Below are 23,164 nucleotides of genomic sequence, written 5' to 3' on the forward strand. Positions count from 1 at the left end.
TGACTTCTCCGCAGTGGAGTTTTTGAAACGGCCGATCGCCGCTGCGTCCCAACCTACCGGAGGGGTAGCCCCACAGCGCATCCGGACGCGGCCTCGCGCCGCCGGAAAACACGACAATTTCACCTGTTCGCAACAGGCGTTCATCTTTCCGCGCGTGCGCCCGTCCCGGCGGTCGCGGACCACATCGACCGGTGCGGATGGGAGCGCATCGGCGAGCACCGATCGCCGTGTCGGCCCCCGAAGACCGGCCCGCGCGAAAGGTGGCACGCCGGTGACATCCACGGCGAACGCGACATCCGACCCACCGGGGCGCCACCCGACGCGCGCACGGCCCGCGGCCTTCGTCGCCGGGGCCACGGGAGTGCGTCGGTTGCGCTGCGTTGCCATCGAGGAACCCTGCTCAAGAGCGCCACCGAGCCACCGAGTTAACCCTCGACGCGAGCCGACGACCCGGCAAGCGCACGAAGGGAGGAGATCGAACGTGGCCGGACCGTCCACCGCACTGTCCCCGGTGATCGCCGCCAGCACCCACTGGCTGGCGCGGGCCTACCCGGGCGGCGAATCCAACACGGTGGCGCACACGCTCGCGGAACTGCAGGCCCGGCAGGCCATCACGGTCGCCGCCTGGCTGCGCTACCCGACCGAGATCGACGCCGCGCTCGTCGCCATCGCCGGCCCCGGTGGATCCGCCATCCTCGACTGGAAGGCCGGCAGCGAACCCGACGACGAGTTCGCCGACGGTGAGGGCTGGCGCACCTGGGTCGACGAGGTCGTCGTCAGCTGGGCCGCCTGCCTGCTCGCCGACCCGCTACTGGCCCGCCGCGGCGTCGACGCCGTCATCGCCGCGATGCCGCTCCCCGACCAGCGTCCCCGGCCGCACTCCCGGCGTACCGCCACCACCGGCATGCCCGCCGAGTTCCGCCGCCTGCTCCAGCCGGACGCCCGCGACCGCGACGCCGCCGCCCTGCTGCGCCACCCCGACCTGCTGGAGCCGATCGCGGACATGCACCGCGACGCTCTCCTCTACCTTCTCGACGCTGAGCCGGACCGCACCCCCCTCGCGGCCTGATTTCAGCATCCCCTCCCGAGGGGCCCGGGTGAAACACGCGACCGCCCGGTCCCGCCGGAAACGGGAGGGTCCGAAGGCCGCAAGGCCGGCACCACCCTTGTCCTCCTGGGTGCCGGCCTTGCGGCCTCTTTCTGCGTCCTCGGTCGGCTCGGGGCCGCCGCCGGTCAGTCGGCCAGACGGGCCGGGAAGCCGCCGGTGGCGATCGGGCCCCAGGACTCGATCGTCACCCGGATCAGGCATTTGCCCTGGTCGCGCATCGCCTGGCGGTACTCCTCCCAGTTCGGGTGCTCGCCGGAGATGCAGCGGAAATAGTCGACCAGGGGCTCGACGGCGTCGGGCAGGTCGATCACCTCGGCCACGCCGTCGAGCTGGACCCACGGGCCGTTCCACTCGTCGGACAGGATCGTCAGGGTCACCCGGGGGTCGCGGCGGATGTTCGCCACCTTGGCCCGCTCCGGGTAACTGGAGATCACGATCCGGCCCTCGGTGTCGACGCCGCACGTGTTCGGCGAGGACTGGGGACGGCCGTCCTTGCGGGTGGTCAGCAGGATCGCCCGGTGCCTCGGGCGCAGGAACTCGACCAGTTCCTCCCGGGGCACCCGGTTGTTGGTCGCGATGGTGCGGGCCATCGGCGGGCTCCTCTCAGATCAGGCCGGCGCCGCGGCGTCGACCGGGATGGCGCCCGGATGCTGGGCGCCCGGGCCCGCGGCGGCCTGGCCGGCGGCGATCGCGGCGCCGATGATGCCGGCGTTGTTGAGCAGTGTGGCCGGGACGATCGGGGTGCGGATGTCCAGTAGCGGGAAGAACTTCTCCGACTTCTTGCTCACGCCGCCGCCGACGATGAACAGGCGCGGGGAGAGCAGCATCTCGACGTGGCGCAGGTAACGCTCGACCCGGACCGCCCACTGCTCCCAGGTCAGGTCCTCGGTCTCGCGGATGCGGTCGGAGGCGAGCAACTCGGCGTCGGCGCCGTCGATCTCCAGGTGGCCGAGCTCGGTGTTGGGCAGCAGCACCCCGTCCAGGAAGAGGGCGCTGCCGATACCGGTGCCGAAGGTCAGCATCATGATCAGGCCGGACTGGTCGCGCCCGGCGCCGAACGCCACCTCGGCCACCCCGGCCGCGTCGGCGTCGTTGAGCACCGTGACCGGCTTGCCCAGTCGCTCGGTGAACAGGCGGGCGGCCGGCGCGTCGAGCCAGGACTTGTCGACATTGGCGGCACTGCGGGTCACGCCGTCGACGACCACGCCCGGGAATGTGACACCGATGCTGTCGAACCCGTCGAACTGGGCGGCCACCTCAGCGACCGCCTCCACCACGCTGTCCACGTCGGCGGGCTGCGGGGTGGGCACGCGGAACCGCTCGGCGAGCAGGTCGCCGCCGGCCGGGTCGACCGGCGCCCCCTTCACGCCGGAGCCGCCGATGTCGATGCCGAGGATGGTCATCCGTCTTCCTTCTTCAGGTTTCGTTCGCTGTTGCTGTGTACCACGCCGGTACGACATCGAATCCAGCGTCTCCCGGTGGGTATCGGGCGGACACCATAGGATGAATTCGCTGCGTGATTTCCGCGTTCACGCAATGTCACTCATACTTTCGGCTAGGCGACGCTAAGCTTCTCGGCTAGCGTTGCACTTCAGAACGGTCGCCGCAGGACGGGCACGGCTCTCTGCCCGTCGGATGGAGGACCACTCATGACCATGCTGGAATCACCGACCGTCGATATCCTGCCCGCCGAGCCGCGCCGGCCGGTCCACCACGTGCCCGCGGCCAGCGCGTCCGACCTGCTCGCCGAGATGGCCGCGGCGGCGCCCGGCCGGCACCGGTCCCGCCTGCGGGACCGGGCGATCGAGGCGTGGCTGCCGCTGGCCCGCCACCTCGCGCACCGCTACTCCGGCCGCGGTGAGCCCACCGACGATCTGGTGCAGACCGCCACCGTGGGCTTGATCAAGGCGGTCGACAAGTTCGACCCGGAGCGCGGTGTCGACTTCGCCGGGTACGCGATCCCGACCGTCATCGGCGAGATCAAGCGCCACTTCCGGGACCGCACCTGGTCGGTCCGGGTGCCGCGACGCCTCCAGGAGCTCCGTCTCGCGATCACCGAGGCCAACTCGACGCTCACCCACACGCTCGGCCGGTCGCCGACGGTTCCGGACATCGCCGCCCACCTCGGGATCACCGAGGAGGACGTGCTCGAAGGGCTGGAAGGCGCGCGGGCCTACAACGCCACGTCGCTGTCCACGCCGATCAGCGCGGACGGCACCACCGAGCTGGGCGACACCCTCGGCACTGAGGATCACGAGTACGAGATCGCCGAGGCCCGGGTCGCCCTGGGTCCGGCGCTGGCCACCCTGGACCCGCGTGAGCAGCGGATCCTGACGCTGCGCTTCTACGGCAACCTGACCCAGAGCCAGATCGCCGACCAGATCGGCATCTCCCAGATGCACGTCTCCCGGCTGCTGACCAAGGCGCTCGCCAAGCTGCGCCGCCAACTTACCGACTGATCAGCCGGTTCGTGGGGCGGCGGTGACCGGCGGCCTCAGCCCGGCGGGCGCGGTTCGGTCCGGTGTCCGGCCTGCCTCGCGGAGTGGTCCGGGGCGGTGTGGTCTGCGGTTGTGGGTGGGGTGTTCCGTACCGGATGGGAAGCCCGCGGATCTCGGGTGATCCGCGGGCCGTGAGGCTACTTAGCGCCGCTCGCCCGCCAGTTGAGGCTGATCAGGAGGCTGCGGGCCTCGTCGGCGACGTCGGCGGCCGCGTGCACCTCGTAGGTGGCGGCCTGCAGCGAACTGCGGGACGTGAAGTCGCGGCGGCCGCCCGTCGCGGCGTGCGCGATGGCGCCGAAGATCGCGCCCCAGACCGCGCCGATGAGCACCGTGGTGAGCAGGACGGCCAGCCAGCTGGAGTCGCTGAAGATGCCGAAGAAGAGGCCGATCAGCAGGCCGAACCAGGCGCCACTGGCCGCTCCGGCGGCGGCCGCGCGGGCGACGGTGAGGCGGCCCAGGACGTTCTCGATCAGGCGCAGGTCGGTGCCGACGATCGATGTCCGCTCGACCGGGAACCGGTTGTCCGACAGGTGATCGACCGCCTGCTGGGCCAGCGCGTACTCGGGATAGGTGCCGACGACCACGGTCGGGCCGGTGGCCAGGCCGGTCCCGGTGGTCTGGGCGGGCAGCTGCGGCACCGCGCCGGCCGGACCGGGCGGGACCGCGGCGCCGCCCGGGAAATCGGCGGGCGGGGTGACGTGACCCGCGGTGGCGGTCGAGCCGGTAGGACCCGGCTGCGGCGGAATCGGGGCGGTGGGCGATTCGGCCGGGGCGATCGGGGCGGTCGGCGACTCGGTCGGACCGCCGGTGGCCGGGGCCGGCGGGATCGGGGCGGTCGGAGCGTTCGACGAGGCCGGCGAGACCGGCGCGGCCGCGGCGGCGGGGGCCGGTATCGCGGTGGTGGGGGAGTTGTCGGGTGAGGTGGTCATGCGGTGCCTCCCTGAGAGGGTGCGGGCCGGTCCGCGGGTTCCGCCGCGGTCAGCCGGACCCAGACGATGAACGTCGCGGCCGTGGCGGCCACGATGCCGGCCGTGCCGGTGAGGAATGCGAAGCGCCCGGACACCAGGTCGGGCAGGGCACGTTCGGAGAGGGCCACCGACGCCATGCCGAACACACCGGCCGCGGTGGCCAGCGCACCGGCGACCGCGAGGGCGACGATGACCAGGCGGTTCGGCAGGTGGATGGGGCGGTACGGGCCTCGGCGGCGCAGGCGCACCCCGAAGACCGCGAACGAACCGCAGGCCAGCACGATCAGCAGGGCCGCGATGACGTCGCTGGGCCGGTGCCACTCGGCCCAGACGGTGGCCACCGCGACGATCGCCACATAGCCGGCCCCGACCAGGCCGACCATTCCCCGCAGCGCTCGCGGGAAGACCAGGACCAGTACGAACGCGACCGACGCGGCGGCCGTGGCGTGTCCGCTGGGCCACGAGTTGGGTGCCGGGAAGTCGTCCAGCAGGGGCCGGCCCAGGTTCGCCTTCAGCTGCTGGGTGATCAGGTTGGCGGCGACCACCACGAACACCGACGCGAGGGCCAGGTCGAGGCGGCGGCGGACCACGCCGAACGCGGCGGCGAGCACGCAGACCAGCGCGAGCGAGGCGAGACGGGTGGCGTCGAGGGTACGGGTCAGCACCTCACTGACCTGTGGGTGATGGAAGTCACCGCCCCGCAGCGCCGCCGTGTCGATGGCCTGGCCCAGTGGGGTGCCGACGAAGAGCCGGTGCACGGCGTACGCCCCGCCCGCGGCCAGGGCGGCGACGAGCAGCGGGCTGACCGTGTGCCACGTACTGCCCGGTGTCTTGGTCGGGGTGGCTGTGGTGACCGGGCGGGACGCGACGGCCGTCATCTCGGGACCTCCTGAAGCGGTGGCGATGCGGACACGCCTTTCCCCGTCCGGCCGATTTCCAAGCACGCCGCAACGCGCACGCACCCGATCGGGCCCGATGGGCGCAACGGCCGGGGCGGACCTTCGAATCCGATGCCGACGGATACATCCGGCGCTGCCGGAACGAAGGGGACGTCTTCATGAGCCACACCACCCGACGACTGCTCACCGGCACGCTGCTGGTGCTCGCCGCCGGGGCCGGGCTGGCCGGTTCACCCGCAGCCGCGCAGGCGGCCGGGATCTCCGCGACGATCGACGTGAACAGTGAGCTCAAGGTGCGTTCGGCACCGAGCTGGGCGGCGAGCGTGGTGAGCACGCTCAGGGACGGCCAGAAGGTCACCGTCGACTGCGCGGTGACCGGTCAGACCGTGCACGGGAAGGTCCGCACCACCGCCCAGTGGGACCGGCTGGCCGACGGCCGGTACGTCTCGCACGCCTACGTCCGCGCCTCGGCGACCATCCCGGTGTGCGACGCCAAGGCGGGTGCCCAGGCGTACGTCAGCGGGAAGATCCGCACCCGGGACGGCGCGGTGAACGTGCGCAGCGGCCCGTCCACGCTGAACGCGGTGGTCCGCAAGGCCGCCGACGGGTCGGCCGTGAAGATCGTCTGCGCGGTGACCGGGGCGAAGGTCGCCGGCACGGTCCGCACCACGAACCTGTGGGACCGGCTGGCCGATGGGCGGTACGTGTCGCACGCGTACGTGGTCTCCGGCACGGTGAAGACCTGCCCGCCGGCCACGCCCGCCCCCGCACCCGCCCCGGTGCCCGCGCTGACGCCCGAGCAGTTCATCGCGGCCGCCGTGCCGGGCGCGCAGCAGGGCTGGCGGGAGTACGGGGTACCGGCCTCGGTGACCATCGCCCAGGCCATCCTGGAGTCGGGCTGGGGCCGGAGCGGGCTGTCCGCGGTGGACCGCAACTACTTCGGCATCAAGTGCCAGAACGGTGCCTTCGGCCCGCACGCCAACGGCTGCCACGTCTACGAGACCACCGAGTGTGACAAGGCCGGCAAGTGTTTCGCGACGTCGGACGCGTTCCGCACCTACGCGTCGATGGGCCGCTCGTTCCGGGACCACGGCCACTTCCTGCGCAACAACAAGCGGTACGCGCCCGCGTTCGCGTTCACCAAGGCCGCCGACAAGTTCATCATGGCGGTGTGGAAGGCCGGGTACGCCACCGACCCGAACTACTACACCAAGGTCACCGGGATCATGGTGAAGTACGACTTGTACCGGTACGACACCTGGAAGTGATCAACGGCTTACGCTCCGTATGGTGGAGCAATCGGCGAACGGAGCGCGGCGGGTCACCGGTCCGCTGCTCTCCGTCGCCGTGTTCCTGATCGGTCTCGCCGTCACCGTGCTGACCGCGGCCGGCCTCTACTCCGCACAGCGGCAGACCGCCGAACGGGAGATGGACCGGCGGCACGAGGCGGCACTCGCGGCGATCCGCACCGAGACCGAGCGCTACCGCGGCGTGATCGAGACCCTGGCCGCCGGGATCGTCAACGACCCCGAGCTGACCTGGGAGGACTTCGACGTGGCGACCGGGCCGCTGGTCGACGCCGAACTGCTCGCCGCGGTGCCCGTCGCGTTCCTGGTCGAGGTGCCCACGGCCGATGTCGAGCAGACCCAGCGACTGTGGCGCGAGCGTGGTGCCGAGGGCCTGACCTTCCACCCGGACCCGTCCGTCGACGAGCACATCTTCGGGGTCTTCACCCGAGAACTCGACGAGACCGAACCGGCCGCGCGGACCGGCAGCGATCTCGGTGCCTCCGAACCACTGGCGACCAACCTGCGGACCGCCCGGGACGAGCACCGGCTGGTCGTCTCCGATCCCCGCGTCCTGCAGCGCGACCGCGGGAAGCCGGCCGCCGAGCAGCAGCAGTCGTTCGTCTTCGCGGTCCCGGTGTGGACCCGGGAGAACACCCCGCGGTTCCGTGGCTGGGTGGCCTCCGGCCTGCGCGGCGGCACCTTCCTGGAACGGATCCTCGGCCCGATCGGGCAGATCTCCGGCGAACTCGTCGCGGTCGGCCCGGACCAGGCCCGGCACACCGTCGCCCAGCGCGCCGCGTCCGGTGAGCCGGACCTCAGCCGTACCGGGGTGGTCGACATGGGCCCGGACCAGCAGTGGGTGCTGCGGACCCGCGGTGACGCCCGGTTGCTGGCCGGGGATGGCTGGTACCTGCCGTTCGTCGCGCTGGGCGGCGGGCTGGTCCTGACCGCACTGCTGGCCTGGCTGGTGCGCGTGCTGGAGGCCCGGGCCCGGGCCCAGGCGCGGGCCGAGGCGGCCACCGCCGACCTGCGCGAGGCCGAAGCGGCCAGCCGGCGACAGGCCGAACTGCTCGGCGCGATCATGACGACCATCAGCGACGGTGTCCTGGTCGTCGACTCGCAGGGGGCCGTGCTGCTGGAGAACCCGGCGGCGCGGCGGCTCCTGGGCGTCGCGGAGCCGCCCGACGGCCCGGAGGACTGGCAGGCGCACTACGGCGTCTACCGCCCGGACGGCCGGACCCCGTTCCCGCTGGCCGAGATGCCGCTGATCCGGGCCCTCGACGGCGAGTCCACCGACGGGGTGGAGGTGGTCATCCGCAATCCGGCGCAGCCGGACGGGTTGCTGCTCACCATCGACGGGCGGCCGCTGGACCCGAGCGCCGGTGAGCACGGCGCGGTCGCGGTCTGCCGGGACATCACCGAGCTGCGGCGGTACGAGTCCGACCTGGCGATCTTCGCGGGCGTGGTGGCGCACGACCTCAAGTCGCCGCTCGCGCTGATCCGCGGGCACGCCGAACTCGTCCTGGACGAGGTGCCGGACGGACGGCCGGAGTCCGCCGACGTCCGTGACGGACTGCGCCGGATCGTGCGCGCGGTCGACCGGATGGACGCGCTGATCGAGACGTTGCTGGCCTACACGACGGCCCGGGACGCCCCGCTGCGGGAACTCGCCGTCGACCCGGGCCCGATGATCCGCGAGATCATCGAGGAGCGGATCGCCGCGGCGGGCGGCGACCGTCCGCCGCCGGACTGGACGCTGGGCCCGCTGCCCGCGGTCCGGGCCGACCCCGGGATGCTGCGGCACGTCCTGGACAACCTGATCGGCAACGCGATCAAGTACGTCCGTCCCGGCGGCACACCCCGGGTCGAGGTGACCGGCGGCCCGGCCGGTCCGGGCCGGGTGCGGATCGAGGTCGCCGACTCCGGCATCGGAATCCCGGACGCCGAGAAACCGCACGTCTTCGAGACCTTCCACCGGACCGAGGCGGCGGCCGGCTATGCCGGGACCGGCCTCGGCCTCACCATCTGCCGGCGCATCGTCAAGCGGCACGGCGGCGAGATCGGTGTCACGGACAACCCCGGCGGGGGTACGCGCTTCTGGTTCACCCTCCCCGCCGCCGACATCACGGAGGACAGTGGCATGAACGACGACACACCCCAGGACGACGAGGCCGTCCGTGAGGCGCTGGAACGGGCCCTGGCCGAACGGGCCGCGATGATGGAGGCGGCCCGGCTACCGGGGCTCGCCGTGCCACTCGGTGATCCGGCACCCGACCGGCTGAGCGCCCCGATGCCGGAGCGGCAACGGCAGGACTAGCCTTCGGTCGCCACCCGGGGCGGCAGCAGCTGGGTGATCAGCGCCAGCAGTTGGGCCGGCACGAACGGCTTGAGCAGCGTGGCCGAGGCCCCCGCGTCCTCGGCCTGGTGGTCGCCGGGCATCAGCGAGCCGCTGGCCACCACCACCGGGATGTGCCGCAGGGTGTCGTCGGCACGGATCGCCCGGCACAGGTCGAGGCCTGTCATGTTCGGCATGTCGACGTCGGTGACGACCAGGTCGGGCTGGTGCTCACGGATCGCCGCCAACGCGGTCCGCCCGTCGGCCGCGGCCACGACCCGGTGCCCGGCCCGTTCCAGGGAGCGTTTGAGCACGTACCGGATGTCGTCGTGATCCTCCGCAACTACGATCACCGTCGGGCCCCGTTCTGTCGTCCTGCGTGCGGCGTCATCCGATATATCGAGACACGGTGGCCCCGGGACACGGGGCGGCGTTAATCACCAGGCGTTTCCAGCCGCTTGCGCCTATCCTTGGCCCGCCATGTCGATAACGCCTGTCGCCACCCTGCGTGCCCAGATCTCCGAGCTGCTACCCCGTGACCAGCGGCGGCTCCAGCGCCGTCTCGACGGGACCAGGCGCATCCGCGACGAGGAGGCCAGATCGGCGGCGCTCGCCGAGATCACCGCCGAGGCCGAGCGGGCCCGGGCCCGGCTGGACGGCCGCATCGCGTCGGTGCCACGGATCACCTATCCGGAGAGCCTGCCGGTCGGCGCCCGCAAGGACGACATCGCCGCCGCGATCCGTGATCACCAGGTGGTCGTGGTCGCCGGTGAGACCGGTTCCGGCAAGACCACCCAGATCCCGAAGATCTGCCTGGAGCTGGGGCGCGGCGTCCGCGGCCAGATCGGGCACACCCAGCCGCGGCGGATCGCGGCCCGCACGGTGGCCGAGCGGATCGCCGAGGAGGTGGACCGGCCGCTCGGATCGACGGTCGGTTACAAGGTGCGGTTCACCGACCAGGTGAGCGACGACACCATGGTCAAGGTGATGACCGACGGCATCCTGCTGGCCGAGATCCAGACCGACCGGATGCTGTACCGGTACGACACGCTGATCATCGACGAGGCGCACGAGCGCAGCCTCAACATCGACTTCATCCTCGGCTACCTGCGTGACCTGCTGCCGAAACGGCCCGACCTCAAGCTGATCATCACGTCGGCGACGATCGAGACCGAGCGGTTCGCCCAGCACTTCGCCGCGGCCGACGGCAGACCCGCCCCGGTGATCGAGGTGTCCGGGCGGACCTACCCGGTCGAGGTCCGCTACCGGCCGCTGATCACGGTCACCGAGGACGACACCGAGGAGCCGAGGGACGTCATCGACGGCATCGCGGACGCCGTCGACGAGCTGCCCCGCGACGGCGACATCCTGGTCTTCTTCTCCGGCGAGCGGGAGATCCGCGACACCGCCGACGCGCTCGCCAAGAAGAACCTCTACAACACCGACATCGTGCCGCTCTACGGCCGACTCTCCGCCGCCGAGCAGCACCGGGTCTTCGAACGGCACAGTGAACGCCGCATCGTGCTCGCCACCAACGTCGCCGAGACCTCGTTGACGGTGCCCGGTATCAAGTACGTGATCGACCCCGGCACCGCCCGGATCAGCCGCTACAGCCACCGGCTCAAGGTGCAGCGCCTGCCGATCGAGCCGGTCTCACAGGCCAGCGCCAACCAGCGCAAGGGCCGCTGTGGGCGTACGTCGGACGGCATCTGCATCCGGCTGTACTCGGAGGAGGACTTCGAGCAGCGCCCCGAGTTCACCGAGCCGGAGATCCTGCGGACCAACCTCGCCTCGGTCATTCTCCAGATGACCAACCTGGGCCTCGGTGACCTGCAGAAGTTCCCGTTCATCGACCCGCCGGACCGGCGCAACATCACCGACGGCGTCAAGCTGCTGGAGGAACTCGGGGCGCTGGAGGACCGCAAGCTCACCCCGATGGGCCGGCAGCTCGCCCAGCTGCCGGTCGACCCCCGGCTGGCCCGGATGGTGATCGAGGCGGACCGGCAGGAGGTGCTGGCCGAGGTGATGGTGATCGCCGGCGCCCTGTCGATCCAGGACCCGCGCGAGCGCCCGGCCGAGAAACAGCAGCAGGCCGACGAGAAACACGCCCGGTTCGTCGACAAGGAATCGGACTTCTTCAGCTATCTCAACCTGTGGCGCTATCTGCGGGAGAAACAGCAGGAGCTGTCCGGTAACCAGTTCCGCCGGTTGTGTCGCAACGAGTTCCTGAACTATCTGCGGGTCCGGGAGTGGCAGGACATCTACTCGCAGCTGAAACAGGTCGCCCGTACCCTCAATTTGAGTTTGACGGAAGACTGGGAGGCGGGGGTCGCTCCGCAGCCGGTGCACACCGCCCTGCTCTCCGGGTTGCTCAGCCACATCGGATTGAAGGATCAGGAGAAACGCGAGTACATCGGCGCGCGCGGTGCCAAGTTCGCGATCTTCCCCGGTTCGGCGTTGTTCAAGAAGCAGCCCCGGTGGGTGATGTCGGCGGAGCTCGTCGAGACCAGTCGGCTATGGGGCCGGGTGAATGCCCGGATCGAGCCGGAATGGGCGGAGAAACTCGCGCCGCACCTGGTCAAGAGCAGCTACAGCGAACCGCACTGGGACGCGAAGATGGGCGCCGTCATGGCGTTCGAGAAGGTGACCCTCTACGGTCTGCCGATCGTCGCGCGTCGCCGGGTGGGTTATGCGAAGGTCGATCCGGTCGTCTCCCGGGAACTGTTCATCAGGCATGCGCTCGTCGAGGGCGACTGGGAGACCCACCACAAGTTCTTCGCCGAGAACAAACGGCTGCTCGAGCGGATCGCCGAGATCGAGAACCGGGCCCGGCGGCGGGACATCGCGGTCGACGACGAGACCGTCTACGCGCTCTACGACGCGCGGATACCGGCCGATGTGGTCTCCGCCCGGCATTTCGACGGGTGGTGGAAGAAAGCCCGGGTCGAGAAACCGGATCTGCTCACCTTCACCCGCGACGACCTGGTCAACACCGGTCGGGACACGGTCGATCCGCAGCAGTTCCCGGACGCGTGGCTGTCCAACGGCGTGAAGATGCCGCTGTCCTACACGTTCGAGCCGAACACCGCGGCCGACGGCGTCAGCGTCCGCGTCCCGCTCGAACTGATCAACAAGGTCGACGCCGAGGACTTCGGCTGGTCGGTTCCCGGCTTCCGCAAGGAGGTGGTGATCGCCTTGATCCGGGCCCTGCCCAAGCATCTGCGCACCAGCTTCGTGCCCGCCCCGGACTGGGCCGAGGCGGTCCTCGACCGAGTGCCGGCCCGCCGTGGCCCGCTGCCCGACGCCATCGGCAACGAACTGCGGCGGCTCACCGGCACCGTGGTCCCGCGCGACGCGTGGCGGCCCGACCAGGTGCCCGACCATCTGCGGATGAACTTCCGGATCGTCAACGAGACGGGCGAGGTCGTCGCCGAGGGCCGCGACCTGGACGTGCTGCGCCGCCGGCTGGCGCCCAAGGTGCAGGCCACCATCTCCCGGGCGGCCGGTGACATCGAGCGGCGCGGGATCACCGCCAACGACTTCGGCGCCATCCCGCGGCGGGTCGCCCAGGTACGCGGTGGTTACGAGGTCAACGTGTGGCCGGCGCTCGTCGACGAGGGCGACAGCGTGGCCATCCGGGTGTTCGAGGACGAGGCGTCACAGCGGGTCGCGATGGTCGCCGGGACCAGGAGACTGCTGCTGCTCACTCTCCCGCCGGCCGCCCGGTTCCTGCAGGGACGGCTGGACAACCGGGCCAAGCTCGAACTGTCGCGGGCCAATCCGTACAAGTCGATCGCCGACCTGCTCGACGATTGTGCGGGCGCGGCCGTGGACCGGCTCGTCGCCGACGCCGGTGGGCCGGTCTGGTCGTCGGTCGAGTTCGCGTCGCTGCGCGACACCGTGCGGCAGGACCTGGTCGACGCGGTCGCCAACGTGGTCACTCAGGTGCAGGCGGTGCTGTCCACGGCGTACGACGTCGAGCAGCGCCTCAAGCAGCTGCGCGACCCGTCGCTGCTGCCCGCCCTGGCCGACATCCGGCAGCAGCTCAAGGGCCTGGTCCACCCCGGCTTCGTGACCGCCACCGGGTGGCGGCAGCTGCACCAGATGCCCCGCTACCTGAAGGGCATCGTGCACCGGCTGGACCGGCTCGGCGGCAGCCTCGGACGGGACCGCCAGCTCACCACGCAGATTCACGAGATCGAGGCGGAGTACCGCGAACTGAGGAACTCGGCACCCGTGGGCGGTCCCGCCGAGGAGGGATTGCGGGAGATCCGCTGGATGATCGAGGAGCTCCGGATCAACTACTTCGCGCAGGCTCTGGGGACCGCGTACGCGGTGTCTGACAAGCGCATATTCAAGGCCATGGACGCATTGCCGCTGTAGTCGGTTGCGAGTCGGTGCACCCCCGGTGCCGTTCGGTCACGCCTCTGTCGTGACCGGACGGCGCCGATTAGGTTTCTCGGCATGACGAACTCCGCCGCCGCCCCGATCGCCGCCGTTTCCGCCGTCCGTCCCGCCGGCGCCTACCTCGACGAGATGATGGCCCGCGTCGGGGTCGACGGCCTCACCGCCGCGTTCGCCGAGCCCGCTCTGCTCGCCCGCCTCGACCAGCACGCCGCCGCGATCCGGGACGCGCTCCGTGGCGCCGGCCGGGTCGCCGACGCCGACGGGCTCGCCGCCTACGCCCGTTCGATGGCCGCCGGTTCGGTCCGGATGGGGCGCCCGCTGCCGGAGCCCGGCTTCGCCCCGATGTCCGGCGCCGAGTGGCTGGCCGCGGGTTTCCCACTGCTGCGGCTCGTCGCGGTCTGCCTGATCGCGGAGACCGAGGGCCTGCTCTGATGACCCGTTAGATCTACATTATCGGGCACTTTATGTAATAAAACACCCAATGCGACATCTTTCTCTCATGAACCTTCTGCGGCTCTCGGCTATCACCGCACTGCTCATGCCCCTGTTCGGCGCGCCCGCGTACGCCGCCGACGACCCGATCGGACCGGCCCTGGTGGCCCGGTACAACTTCGACGGCGGCGCCACCGACGGCCGGGTCAACGACCTGTCCGGGCGCGGTGCCGCCCTCACCATCCGCGGCGCCGCCAGCGGGCAGGTCGCCATCACCAGCGAAGGCGCCAACCGGTTCGCGTCCTTCCCGGGCGTCTGCGCCGCCGAGGCGACCACCTGCGCCAAGGCACTCCTGGAAGCACCCGACGACGCCGACCTCGACCCGGGGGTCCGCAACTTCAAATGGGCGGCCAGCGTACGGCTGACCACCGCGCAGCTCAGCGGCAACGCCAACGTCATGCAGAAGGGCGTCGCCGGCACCGAGAGCATGTGGAAGATGCAGGTCACCGGCCGCAGCGGGCGCGCCCAGTGCGTCCTGGTCGCCCGGGTCACCGGCCAGACGTTCTCGGTCCTGTCCGCCCGTCCGGTCGCCGACGGCAACTGGCACCGCATCTCCTGCGAACGCCTCAACGGCACCCTGGCCATCTCCGTCGACGGAGCCGCCGGCGGCCGCACCCCGGTCCCGGAGAGCGTCGCCATCGACAACGCGATGCCGCTGCGCGTCGGCGGCCCGAACCTCGCCAAGGACGGCGACATGTACCACGGCCAGCTCGACGACGTCTTCGTCCAGCTCGGCTGACCGTCAACCGGCCGCCCGGCCGCTCCGACACCGATGCCCGGCGCCGCTCGCGACGCCGGGCATCAGTCCGTCCACATGCCCGGCGCGGCTCGCGACGCCGGGCATCAGTCCGTCCGCAAGCCCGGCGCGGCTCCTGCCGTGCCGGGCATCGATCCGTCCGCATCCGGTTCCGGGTGGGTCGGCCTAGCTGCGGCGGAACGCGTAGGAACGGCCACCCGAGGCATTCCCGGCCCGTCCCGAGCGGTCCCGGCCGGAACGGTCCCGGGCGGCCTGGCGGGCGTCCCGGGCGCCGTGATGCGTGGCCGCCGGGCCGCCGTGCTGATCATCGCCACCGTCGGAACCGGTGCTCGGGCGCAGTGCCGCGGCGATGTCCTGCTGGGCGATCTCGTCGAGGTTCAGGTGCACGGAAAACGGTTTGGCAGGCATGAGCGACCTCCTTGCGGCTCCCGCGGGGGAGCGGGAAACGACCGTGCGACTGCGGGCACGGCCGATGTGAATGCGCATTTCGACGACGGTGTATCCCCCGGCTTCCCGGAGGGCCGGAACCACGAGGGTGATCCACCGTGGGCCCGGACGGGAACGATCGCCCGGACGTGCCGGAGCCGGAAACGAGAAACGCGCGAACCATCCCAATCCGGCCGATCACGGCATACGGAGACAACGCGGCCTGCTGCCACAATGGGCGGCAGACGGCGGTCGGGAAGGCATCACAGCATGGCGCCCACGGTAATCCGACCCCCGAACAACCGCCACCCGATTATTCGGTACGGACGACGACACCCCGACCGCAGCCGTCGCGCCCCGGACTACGACGCGACGTCCGCGCCGCTCCCGACCGCAACGCGCCGCACGGGCGTAGCCGCCGGTCACCGGGTCGCGGTCAGGTGCGAGGGAGCGAGTTCAACGCCGTGCTCAGCATCCTGGTGGCCGCCGGGAAATCGACCAGCTGATCCTGGATCAGGGTGAGGCCGGTGCGCAGGGCCGTCGCGGGGACGCCTCGGGAGCTCAGGACGGTGTTGGTCCAGGTGACGAAATCGTGGAAGATCGCCGGTTCGTCGACGTAGAGCGCGGCGGCCAGAAAGTCGGCGATGTGGCCCATGTCCTCGCTGGTGGCCTCGATCTGGGCCGGATCGTAACCGGCGGCCGGCGGATACACCGTGGTCAGGCGATCCATCGCGGTCGCGATCAGCTGCGGGCGGCACCGGACCAGGTGGGTGTACTCCTCGTCGCCCAGGAACGCCTCCTCGTCGGGAAGCGGCAGGTCGGTCACCGTGCGGGGCGGCCAGTCGGTGGCCAGGCGGGTCACCGCCTCCTCGCCGGTCGCGGCCCAGGCCTGGGCGCCGAGACGTTGGGCGTAGCGGCCGCCCGGGCCGAAACCCCGGCCGCCGGCGATCACCGGGAGACCGGCGGCGCGGCAGGCGGTGATCGCCGCGTGCGCCCGGGGCAGGCGGGTGGGGAGCATGCAGCTCAGCGCCACCGCGTCGGGGCCGGTCTGGTGCAGGTGGACGATCAGGTGCCGACCCGGGACGCTGGCGCCGAGGAAGTCCACCCGCCAGCCGTCCAGGCGCAGCAGTTCGGCGAGCATCCGGGCGGGCAGACCGTGCCATTCGCCGTCGACGCAGGCCAGCGCGATCCGGCCGCGGGTGGCGGACACCGTGCTGCGGGCGGCGACGGTGGCCAGGGCGCGTTCGCCGACGGCGGTGGCGGCGTGTTCGCGGGCCACCGACCACTGGTTGGCCGCCCACAGCTCGCCGATCCGTCGCTGGGCGCCGCCGATCAGGTCGACGATGATCCGCTGGGCCGGCACACCGTCGTCGAGGAGTGCGGTGACCAGCCGGATGGCGCCGATCTCGTCACCGTCGGCGACCAGCTGAAGGTAACCGTCGGCGATCCGCTCGGTGATCGGGGTGAGGACCCCGCCGGGGGCGGTCATGACCGCCTGTCCGGTGCCGCGGAACCGTCTCGGACGGTCATGATCGGCTCGGCCCGGTCCGGCGCGGTCATGGACGGCTCCGTGGCCGTCGGTCGCCCCGGCGGGCGGCCACCACGTAGGGCGACGGGGTGGGTGCCCCGCCACCGCGCAGGCTGAGCGGGGTGCGGGCCGGGGCACGGACCGCGAGCATCGCGATGTCGTCGGAGCCGCCGCCGCGCACCCAGTCGGCGACGACCTGACGGATCCGGTCGACGGTGGCGGCACCGGGCATGCCCCGGCACTCGGCCAGCGTCTGGTGCAGCCGGTCCTCACCGAACTGCTCGGTGCCGGTCGGGCCGCCCCGCGCCTCGGTCAGGCCGTCGCTGTAGAGCAGACACAACTCGCCCGGCGCCAGCTCGACGGTGGCCGGGCGCACCACGGTGCGCGGGAGCACACCGATCAGGGTGCCGCTGGTCGGGACCTCCTCGACCCGGCCGTCGCCGCGCAGCAGCAGCGGGGCCGGATGGCCGCCACTGGCTAGCTCGAGCCGGACCCGGCCGTGGTCGGTGCGGCGCACCGAGCCGACCACCATGGTCACGAACCGGGGTGTCCGGGCGGACTGCAGCAGCGCCTCGTTGAGCACCGTGAGCATCGCCGCCGGCTCGGTGCGGACCAGACGCAGCGCTCGTAGGGTCTGCCGGACCTTACCGGTGAGGACCGCCGCCTCCGGGCCGGTGCCGCAGACGTCACCGAGCGCGATCATCGTGTCGGTGGCCGCCCCGGCCGGGGTGAACACGTCGTAGAAGTCGCCGCCGATCCGCAGTGCGTCGCCGGCCGCCTGATACGACCCGGCCAGCTCGAAACCGTCCGGCTGGGGCAGCTCCGGCGGCAGCAGGTCGGCCTGCAGGACGGCGGTGGTGTCGACCTGCTCGCGGTAGAGCACGGCGGCGGCGACCGCCGCTCCGGCGCGAGCCGCGAACACCCGGGCCAGCGCCTCGTCGGCCGCGGTGAAGCCGGCCCGCTCGCCGCACCGGGCCAGGATCAGCGCACCGGCCGGCTCGGCGTTGCCCGGCAGCGGGATCACCAGCAGCGCACCGACCGGGCCGAACCCGGCCGGCACCAGCCACGCCGGCGCCTGCGCCGGGTCGAGCCAGCGGCTCGGGATGGGCGGGAAGCCGCCGAGCGCCTCGGTCAGGCCGGGCACCTCGCCGAGGGTCGCCTCGCGGAGGGTGCCCTCCTCGACCGGGCGGCCGGGCAGCAGCCGGGTCCAGTCGCTCTGCCGCCGGTGCGGGGGCAGCACCACCATGGCGGCGTCGGCCAGGTGCGCGGCGGCCAGCTCGACGGTGGTCCGGACGCAGCGGCGCACGTGCAGCGACGCGGCCAGTCGGCGGCCGGCCTCGGCGAGGAACGCCGTCCGGGATCGCTCCACCTCCAGGGCGGCCGACTCGGTCCGGTCCCGCAGATACCACGCGTAGTGGTCGTCGTCGACGGGGCGGCGCATCCCGTACAACCTGCGGCCCTCGTGCTCGGCCTGGAACGAGTCGCTGCCGTCGGCGGGCAGGGGAGCGGCGACCGGCCGACCGGGCCGGGCGTCGGGCAGCAGGCGACGGGCCGCCTCGTTGGCCAGGACCACCAGGTCACCGGCCCGGGCGCACAGCACCATGGCCTCGGAGGCGGCCTCGAAAACGGCGGTGAGCAGGGCGGGCGCCGGGGTGAGCGCAGGTGTCCGCGCGGTCATCGGGGCCTCCCGTCGTCGACTCGTCCATCTGTTCGGATCGACCCCAGCCTACGTGCATTCGTGGTCAGTCACTCAGGTCGACCACGATCGGGGCGTGGTCGGACGGACCTTTGCCCTTGCGGGCCTCGCGATCCACGTACGCGTCGCGGACCCGTCCGGTGACGTCGGCGCTGCCGTACACCAGATCGATCCGCATGCCCTTGTTCTGGTGGAACATCCCGGCCCGGTAGTCCCAGTACGTGAAGGGGTGGTCGCCTTTGAGCGGCCGGGCCGGGACGTCGGCCAGACCGAGGTCGCGCAGCGCGGCGAGCGCGGCCCGTTCCGGCGGGGTCACGTGGGTGGATCCGGCGAAGACGGTGACGTCCCACACGTCGTCGTCGGTGGGTGCCACGTTGTAGTCGCCGGCCACCACCAGGGGACCCGCCGTCAGGTCCGGGATCAGGGCGGTGCGGAGCGCGGCCAGCCACTCCAGCTTGTACGTGTAGTGCGGATCCGCCGGGGTGCGGCCGTTGGGCACGTACACCGACATGAACCGGATCCCGCCGCACGTGGCGCTGATCGCGCGCGCCTCCGGATCGGGGTAGCCGGGTTCGCCGTCGAACCCGTGGCGTACGTCGTCGAGACCGATCCGGGAGAGCAGGGCGACCCCGTTCCAACGGCCCTGGCCGTACGCCGCGGTCGTGTAACCCAGCTCGGCGACCTCCCGCTCCGGGAAGCCGTCGGCGGCGACCTTGGTCTCCTGCAGGCACACGACGTCGGGGGCGGTGCCGGCCAGCCAGTCGAGCAGGCGGGGCAGCCGGGCCTTGACCGAGTTGACGTTCCAGGTGGCGAAGCGCATACCCGCTTTCTACCCGGTGAATTGCCGGAGTTGCCCGCACGGGGCCGGGCGCCCTGAAAGGTTTGTCTGCAGAGAGGGGGCGACCAGATGCGCTTGGAGATCATGCCCGAGCTGCCGGCCGAACTGTTGGACGAGTCCTGGGACTTCTATCAGGACTGCTTCAGTGACCTGCAATTCCTCGCGGTCAACCGGCATCTGATGTACCGCAGCGAATTCGACGAGGTGATGGCCGACAAGCGGGTCGGCAAGTACGTGGCGTTCGACGACGAGGACGGCGCCGTGATCGGCATGGGGACGCTGACCAACGAGCTGGAGTCGATCCCGCTGATCTCGGCGGAGTATTTCAAGTACCACTTCCCGGAGCTGTACGAGCAGCACCGCCTGTTCTACTGCCTGTTCGCCGGCTCCGCGTTGGGCCACCGTGGGCAGGGTGTCTTCGTCGCGCTGCAGCGGGCCATGTACGCCCCGATCGGTGAGGTGGACGGCAAGGTGTTCTTCGACATCTGCTCGTACAACGAGGAACGGCACCAGCTGCCCAGGATGATCGCGGTGATTCTGAGCCGTGCCGCCGAGGCCGGCCGGGCGCAGCCGACCCGGCTGGACGCGCAGTCGTTCTGGATGTACGAGTTCCCGAAGAGCGACGCCCCGTTCCGGCGGGAGGAGCGGCGCTCCGGGTACAACCGGGGCCGTCCGGACGGTGGCACGGACCGCCGGGTGGCACGGGTCTGAGACGGGTCCTCAGTCGGGCCGGCGGTGCCGGCCCGACGGGTCCGACAGGATCGCCGGGAGGTGCGGGGATCGCACGATCGCGTCCCGCCAGCGCTGCGCGAATTCGGCCGCCGGCACCGCCGCGCCCCACAGCCAGCCCTGACCGTTGACCACGCCGACCGCCCACAGCGCCTCACGTTGCAGCGGCGTCTCCACACCTTCGGCGATCACCGACAGGCCGAGGGCGTGACTCATCGCCACCACCGCGCGGACGATCTCGTCGTCCTCGTGGTTGACCCCGAGCCCGGTCACGAACGACCTGTCGATCTTGACGCCGGTGACCGGGAAACGGCGCAGGTAGCCGAGCGCCGAGAAGCCCGTGCCGAAGTCGTCGACCAGCAGTTTCACGCCCAGTTCGCGCAGTTCGAAGAGGACCCGCGCGGTCACGCTGGATCCGTCGACCATCACCGACTCGGTCATCTCCAGGGCCACGCACTGGGCCGGCACCCCGTACCGGAGCATCTCGCCGGAGACGATCAGCGGCAGCTCCGGGTCGGACAGCTGGCGCGGCGAGACGTTGATCGACAGGTAGAAGTCGTCGGTGACGGTGCCCTCCGACCGCCACACGCCGAGCTGGCGCAGCGCCTCCTTGCGGACCCAGGTGCCGATCGCGTTGATCAGCCCGGCATCCTCGGCGATCGGGATGAACGTCATCGGCGGGATCGGCCCGCGTTCCGGGTGCACCCACCGGACCAGCGCCTCGGCCCCGACCGGCACGCCGGTCTCCAGGCGCACCAGCGGCTGGTACGCGACGTACAGCTGATCCTCGGCGAGCGCCTGCCGCAGCGCCACCTCCAGCTCGATCCGCTCCCGGACCTGAGCGTGCATGCTGGTGTCGAAGATGGTCGACCGGCCCGGCCCCTCGCCCTTGGCCCGGTACATCGCGGTGTCGGCGTCGCGCATCAGCGCCTCGGCGGTGACCGCGGCGTTGACCGGGTCGGGTTCGGCGTGCGAGATCCCGATCGACGCGCTGATCACCACGTCGTGGTCGCGGACCGGGAACGGCCTGGCGAAACAGCCGCGGATGTCGTCGACCAGGCGCAGCGCCCCGCCCTTCTCACCGATGAAGCCGAGCAGGAACTCGTCGCCGCCGACCCGGGCCACCGGGATGTTGATCGGGACGGCCGCCCGCAGCCGCCGTCCCACCTCGATCACCAGCTGGTCGCCGGTGTCGTGGCCCCACGAGTCGTTGACCCACTTGAAGCCGTCCAGGTCGAGCATGTAGACCCAGACCCGGTCGTGGCCCTCCGGGTCGGCCACCGTGACCAGGCGAGCCACCTCCGACGACATCGACTGCCGGTTCGGCAGCCCGGTGAGCGGGTCGTGGGTGGCCTGGTGCTCCGAGCGCAGCTGGGCGGCGACCTGGGCGCGGACCGCCGAGACGGCCCGGATCAGCAGCAGCGTGACCGACAGCGCGCCGGCCGCGGCGATCATGGCCCGGCCCTCGGTGGTCTCCGCGACCGGGGTCGGCAGCAGCGCGAACGGCACGGCGAGGGCGGGCAGCAGCAGCGACAGGCGGGGCCACGACCAGGCCTGGGCGGGCAGTTTCGCGGCCCGGCCCATGTCCACCACCGACGGGTGCAGCGCGGCCACCCCGAGAGCCGTGTACGCCAGCAGGAACGGCACGTTGAGCAGCGGCGACGCGTAGACGTTGCCGTCCACGCCCTCGATCGCGTAGGCCAGGTCGCCGGCGAAGATGCCGACCATCATCACGATCAGCGCGATCAGGCTGACCGGCCAGTGCTTCGCGGTGAAGGTGAGGTTCACCATCAGCAGCACGACCATCACGTCGACCAGCGGATACATGCCCTGGATGGCGGAGAGCAGGGCGGGCCGGCCGGCCACCTCGGCGGCCGGCAGGGCGAGCAGCAGGGCGCTGGCGACGCCGGCCGACAGGCAGACGGTCAGGCCGTCCAGCAGGGCGTGCCGGTCCAGGCTGCCCCGGGCCCGCAGCAGGATCAGCACGAACGCGGCGAGCAGCAGGTACCCGCTGAACGAGGCGGCGTCGGCGAGCAGCGGCCACGGCATGGCCATCTCGGAGACGGTCGGGCGGATCAGCACACCGATCATGAAGAGGATCGCGGCGGCGGCCATCGACCGCCAGGCCGACGGCGGTTCGGCGTCCCAGCGCAGCGGCCCGATCACACAGGCGACCATCACGGTGACGGCGAGCAGGGCGAATGCCCCGTCACCGATCGACGTGGCGGGGAAGAGCGCGTAGAGGACCGTGGCGATGGTGCCGACTCCGGCCATGATCTGCCAGAGCCGGCGGGCGATTCCCGGCGGGAGTACCGATCGCACCGGGCATTCCTCCCGTATAGCCCGAAGACCTATGTATGCGTCAACGGTAGCAATACGGGCACGTCGTCACCGGGCTTCACGAAACCTGCCGGGCGGCGTGCACCATGCACGAAGACGGCCGGACCGGCCGTCCCCCGCAGCACCTCACCGGCCACCGAACCGAGCCGCCCGGCGGCATCGGCGCCACGCGGCCCGAGCACCAGGAGACCGGCCCGACGCGACATTCGGACCAGCGTGGCCCCGGGCGGACCGATCAACAGCCGATGGCGTACGGCCACCGCTCCCACCCGAGCCGTGACCTCGTCGAGCACCCGCTGCCCGTCGGCCTCGCGCCCCGGCTCGGTCACGTGCACCACGTGCGCCGTACCGCCCCGTCGGCCGGCCGCCTCGACCGCGAACCGCAGTGCCAGCGCGCCGTAGGGTGATCCGTCCACGGCCGCCACCACCGGCCCGGACGGGGTCCGCTGCGCGCGGCTGACCACCACCGGGCACCAGGCCCGTGCCACCACCTCGACCAGCGGGCCGCCGATCACGACCAGGACCGCGCCCCGGCTCAGGTGCGGAAGGACCCGTCCGGGCGGGCCATCCACCAGATGCGGCCGCGCGTCGACCCCGGGTGTGGAACGCTTCGCTAGGGAGACCGCCTCCTCGACCAGGTGTGAGGCGGCCCGCCGGGCCGGTCCCCAGCCGGCGTCGCCGGGGCCGGTGAAAGCGTGCACGACCTGCAACACCCGTCCGCGAGAGCACGCCTCCCGCGCGGCGAGGCGGACCGCGGCCGCGTCGGTCGCCGGGCCGCCGACACCCACGACGACGGGTCCCTGAGTCGGGATCTGCATGGGCCCTCCCGTAACGAAGTCGCAATATACCGACCA

Annotated in this window: 19 protein-coding genes; 8 read left to right on the plus strand and 11 right to left on the minus strand. The window is 71.7% G+C overall.

Annotated features, from left to right (window positions below; genetic code table 11):
* The first annotated feature begins 481 nt into the window (after positions 1–481).
* Positions 482–1,069, plus strand: coding sequence for a hypothetical protein (locus Q0Z83_RS02340; RefSeq protein WP_317792106.1), 588 nt, complete (start codon positions 482–484; stop codon positions 1,067–1,069).
* Positions 1,070–1,233: 164 nt separating this feature from the next.
* On the opposite strand, the gene Q0Z83_RS02345 is transcribed toward Q0Z83_RS02340, so the two are convergent.
* Together Q0Z83_RS02345 and ppgK are read right to left on the minus strand one after the other, a co-directional pair.
* Positions 1,234–1,698, minus strand: a complete 465-nt coding sequence (locus Q0Z83_RS02345; protein ID WP_317792107.1) for a PPOX class F420-dependent oxidoreductase — start codon at positions 1,696–1,698, stop codon at positions 1,234–1,236.
* An 18-nt stretch (positions 1,699–1,716) separates the two neighbouring features.
* Entirely contained in the window at positions 1,717–2,511 is a 795-nt protein-coding gene (gene ppgK / locus Q0Z83_RS02350) for a polyphosphate--glucose phosphotransferase (RefSeq protein ID WP_317792108.1), read from the minus strand.
* A gap of 348 nt (positions 2,512–2,859) precedes the next feature.
* On the opposite strand from ppgK, the gene Q0Z83_RS02355 reads away from it, so the two are divergent.
* Positions 2,860–3,567, plus strand: a complete 708-nt coding sequence (locus Q0Z83_RS02355; RefSeq protein ID WP_317797407.1) for an RNA polymerase sigma factor SigF — start codon at positions 2,860–2,862, stop codon at positions 3,565–3,567.
* Between the two features lie 176 nt (positions 3,568–3,743).
* Here Q0Z83_RS02355 and Q0Z83_RS02360 read toward each other — a convergent pair whose 3' ends face one another.
* Complete coding sequence (locus Q0Z83_RS02360) at positions 3,744–4,244, minus strand: general stress protein (protein WP_317797408.1); 501 nt, start codon at positions 4,242–4,244, stop codon at positions 3,744–3,746.
* 287 nt (positions 4,245–4,531) lie between these two features.
* Positions 4,532–5,452 carry a phosphatase PAP2 family protein gene (locus tag Q0Z83_RS02365; RefSeq protein WP_317792109.1) on the minus strand — a complete coding sequence of 307 codons (921 nt, stop codon included), beginning with the start codon at positions 5,450–5,452 and terminating at the stop codon, positions 4,532–4,534.
* A 179-nt stretch (positions 5,453–5,631) separates the two neighbouring features.
* Between Q0Z83_RS02365 and gsmA the strand changes: the two genes are divergently transcribed.
* Entirely contained in the window at positions 5,632–6,741 is a 1,110-nt protein-coding gene (gsmA, locus tag Q0Z83_RS02370; RefSeq protein WP_317792110.1) for a sporangiospore maturation cell wall hydrolase GsmA, read from the plus strand.
* A 22-nt stretch (positions 6,742–6,763) separates the two neighbouring features.
* Positions 6,764–9,079 carry an ATP-binding protein gene (locus Q0Z83_RS02375; protein WP_378078976.1) on the plus strand — a complete coding sequence of 772 codons (2,316 nt, stop codon included), beginning with the start codon at positions 6,764–6,766 and terminating at the stop codon, positions 9,077–9,079.
* On the opposite strand, the gene Q0Z83_RS02380 is transcribed toward Q0Z83_RS02375, so the two are convergent.
* Entirely contained in the window at positions 9,076–9,450 is a 375-nt protein-coding gene (locus tag Q0Z83_RS02380; protein ID WP_317792112.1) for a response regulator, read from the minus strand. The two genes, Q0Z83_RS02375 and Q0Z83_RS02380, sit on opposite strands and share 4 nt — an antisense overlap.
* Before the next feature lie 127 nt (positions 9,451–9,577).
* On the opposite strand from Q0Z83_RS02380, the gene hrpA reads away from it, so the two are divergent.
* From hrpA to Q0Z83_RS02395, 3 genes are all read left to right on the plus strand, one after another.
* On the plus strand, positions 9,578–13,480 hold the full coding sequence (gene hrpA, locus Q0Z83_RS02385) for an ATP-dependent RNA helicase HrpA (RefSeq protein WP_317792113.1): 3,903 nt from the start codon (positions 9,578–9,580) through the stop codon (positions 13,478–13,480).
* 81 nt (positions 13,481–13,561) lie between these two features.
* Positions 13,562–13,936 (plus strand): DUF6401 family natural product biosynthesis protein, encoded by a 375-nt coding sequence (locus Q0Z83_RS02390; RefSeq protein WP_317792114.1) that lies wholly within the window; start codon positions 13,562–13,564, stop codon positions 13,934–13,936.
* A 67-nt stretch (positions 13,937–14,003) separates the two neighbouring features.
* Positions 14,004–14,735 carry a LamG-like jellyroll fold domain-containing protein gene (locus Q0Z83_RS02395; RefSeq protein ID WP_317792115.1) on the plus strand — a complete coding sequence of 244 codons (732 nt, stop codon included), beginning with the start codon at positions 14,004–14,006 and terminating at the stop codon, positions 14,733–14,735.
* A gap of 183 nt (positions 14,736–14,918) precedes the next feature.
* Here the strand turns inward: Q0Z83_RS02395 and Q0Z83_RS02400 are convergent, their stop codons facing one another.
* The 4 genes from Q0Z83_RS02400 to Q0Z83_RS02415 all read right to left on the minus strand — a co-directional run bounded on the left by Q0Z83_RS02400 (position 14,919) and on the right by Q0Z83_RS02415 (position 19,223).
* Positions 14,919–15,161 (minus strand): hypothetical protein, encoded by a 243-nt coding sequence (locus tag Q0Z83_RS02400; RefSeq protein ID WP_317792116.1) that lies wholly within the window; start codon positions 15,159–15,161, stop codon positions 14,919–14,921.
* A 454-nt stretch (positions 15,162–15,615) separates the two neighbouring features.
* The gene (locus Q0Z83_RS02405) at positions 15,616–16,668 is read right to left on the minus strand and encodes a cobalamin B12-binding domain-containing protein (RefSeq protein ID WP_317792117.1); all 1,053 of its coding nucleotides are present in this window, start codon (positions 16,666–16,668) and stop codon (positions 15,616–15,618) included.
* Positions 16,669–16,735: 67 nt separating this feature from the next.
* Positions 16,736–18,385: a PP2C family protein-serine/threonine phosphatase gene (locus Q0Z83_RS02410; RefSeq protein WP_317792118.1), complete on the minus strand. Its 1,650-nt coding sequence runs from the start codon at positions 18,383–18,385 to the stop codon at positions 16,736–16,738.
* A gap of 64 nt (positions 18,386–18,449) precedes the next feature.
* Entirely contained in the window at positions 18,450–19,223 is a 774-nt protein-coding gene (locus tag Q0Z83_RS02415; RefSeq protein WP_317792119.1) for an exodeoxyribonuclease III, read from the minus strand.
* Positions 19,224–19,310: 87 nt separating this feature from the next.
* Here Q0Z83_RS02415 and Q0Z83_RS02420 point away from each other — a divergent pair, with 87 nt between their 5' ends.
* Positions 19,311–19,952, plus strand: coding sequence for a hypothetical protein (locus tag Q0Z83_RS02420; protein WP_317792120.1), 642 nt, complete (start codon positions 19,311–19,313; stop codon positions 19,950–19,952).
* Positions 19,953–19,961: 9 nt separating this feature from the next.
* Here the strand turns inward: Q0Z83_RS02420 and Q0Z83_RS02425 are convergent, their stop codons facing one another.
* Together Q0Z83_RS02425 and Q0Z83_RS02430 are read right to left on the minus strand one after the other, a co-directional pair.
* The gene (locus Q0Z83_RS02425) at positions 19,962–22,292 is read right to left on the minus strand and encodes a putative bifunctional diguanylate cyclase/phosphodiesterase (protein ID WP_317792121.1); all 2,331 of its coding nucleotides are present in this window, start codon (positions 22,290–22,292) and stop codon (positions 19,962–19,964) included.
* Between the two features lie 29 nt (positions 22,293–22,321).
* On the minus strand, positions 22,322–23,128 hold the full coding sequence (locus Q0Z83_RS02430; protein ID WP_317792122.1) for a universal stress protein: 807 nt from the start codon (positions 23,126–23,128) through the stop codon (positions 22,322–22,324).
* Positions 23,129–23,164: the final 36 nt, after the last annotated feature.

This window comes from Actinoplanes sichuanensis, from assembly GCF_033097365.1.
Taxonomy (GTDB): domain Bacteria; phylum Actinomycetota; class Actinomycetes; order Mycobacteriales; family Micromonosporaceae; genus Actinoplanes; species Actinoplanes sichuanensis.

Bases quoted from the DNA above. Each gene is read 5' to 3' on its own strand.
- gsmA (WP_317792110.1), top strand. From the start codon at position 5,632: ATGAGCCACACCACCCGACGACTGCTCACCGGCACGCTGCTGGTGCTC.
- Q0Z83_RS02345 (WP_317792107.1), bottom strand. From the start codon at position 1,698: ATGGCCCGCACCATCGCGACCAACAACCGGGTGCCCCGGGAGGAACTG.
- Q0Z83_RS02390 (WP_317792114.1), top strand. From the start codon at position 13,562: ATGACGAACTCCGCCGCCGCCCCGATCGCCGCCGTTTCCGCCGTCCGT.
- Q0Z83_RS02400 (WP_317792116.1), bottom strand. From the start codon at position 15,161: ATGCCTGCCAAACCGTTTTCCGTGCACCTGAACCTCGACGAGATCGCC.
- Q0Z83_RS02420 (WP_317792120.1), top strand. From the start codon at position 19,311: ATGCGCTTGGAGATCATGCCCGAGCTGCCGGCCGAACTGTTGGACGAG.
- Q0Z83_RS02355 (WP_317797407.1), top strand. From the start codon at position 2,860: ATGGCCGCGGCGGCGCCCGGCCGGCACCGGTCCCGCCTGCGGGACCGG.
- Q0Z83_RS02430 (WP_317792122.1), bottom strand. From the start codon at position 23,128: ATGCAGATCCCGACTCAGGGACCCGTCGTCGTGGGTGTCGGCGGCCCG.
- hrpA (WP_317792113.1), top strand. From the start codon at position 9,578: ATGTCGATAACGCCTGTCGCCACCCTGCGTGCCCAGATCTCCGAGCTG.
- Q0Z83_RS02410 (WP_317792118.1), bottom strand. From the start codon at position 18,385: ATGACCGCGCGGACACCTGCGCTCACCCCGGCGCCCGCCCTGCTCACC.
- Q0Z83_RS02405 (WP_317792117.1), bottom strand. From the start codon at position 16,668: ATGACCGCCCCCGGCGGGGTCCTCACCCCGATCACCGAGCGGATCGCC.
- Q0Z83_RS02395 (WP_317792115.1), top strand. From the start codon at position 14,004: ATGAACCTTCTGCGGCTCTCGGCTATCACCGCACTGCTCATGCCCCTG.
- Q0Z83_RS02415 (WP_317792119.1), bottom strand. From the start codon at position 19,223: ATGCGCTTCGCCACCTGGAACGTCAACTCGGTCAAGGCCCGGCTGCCC.
- Q0Z83_RS02365 (WP_317792109.1), bottom strand. From the start codon at position 5,452: ATGACGGCCGTCGCGTCCCGCCCGGTCACCACAGCCACCCCGACCAAG.
- ppgK (WP_317792108.1), bottom strand. From the start codon at position 2,511: ATGACCATCCTCGGCATCGACATCGGCGGCTCCGGCGTGAAGGGGGCG.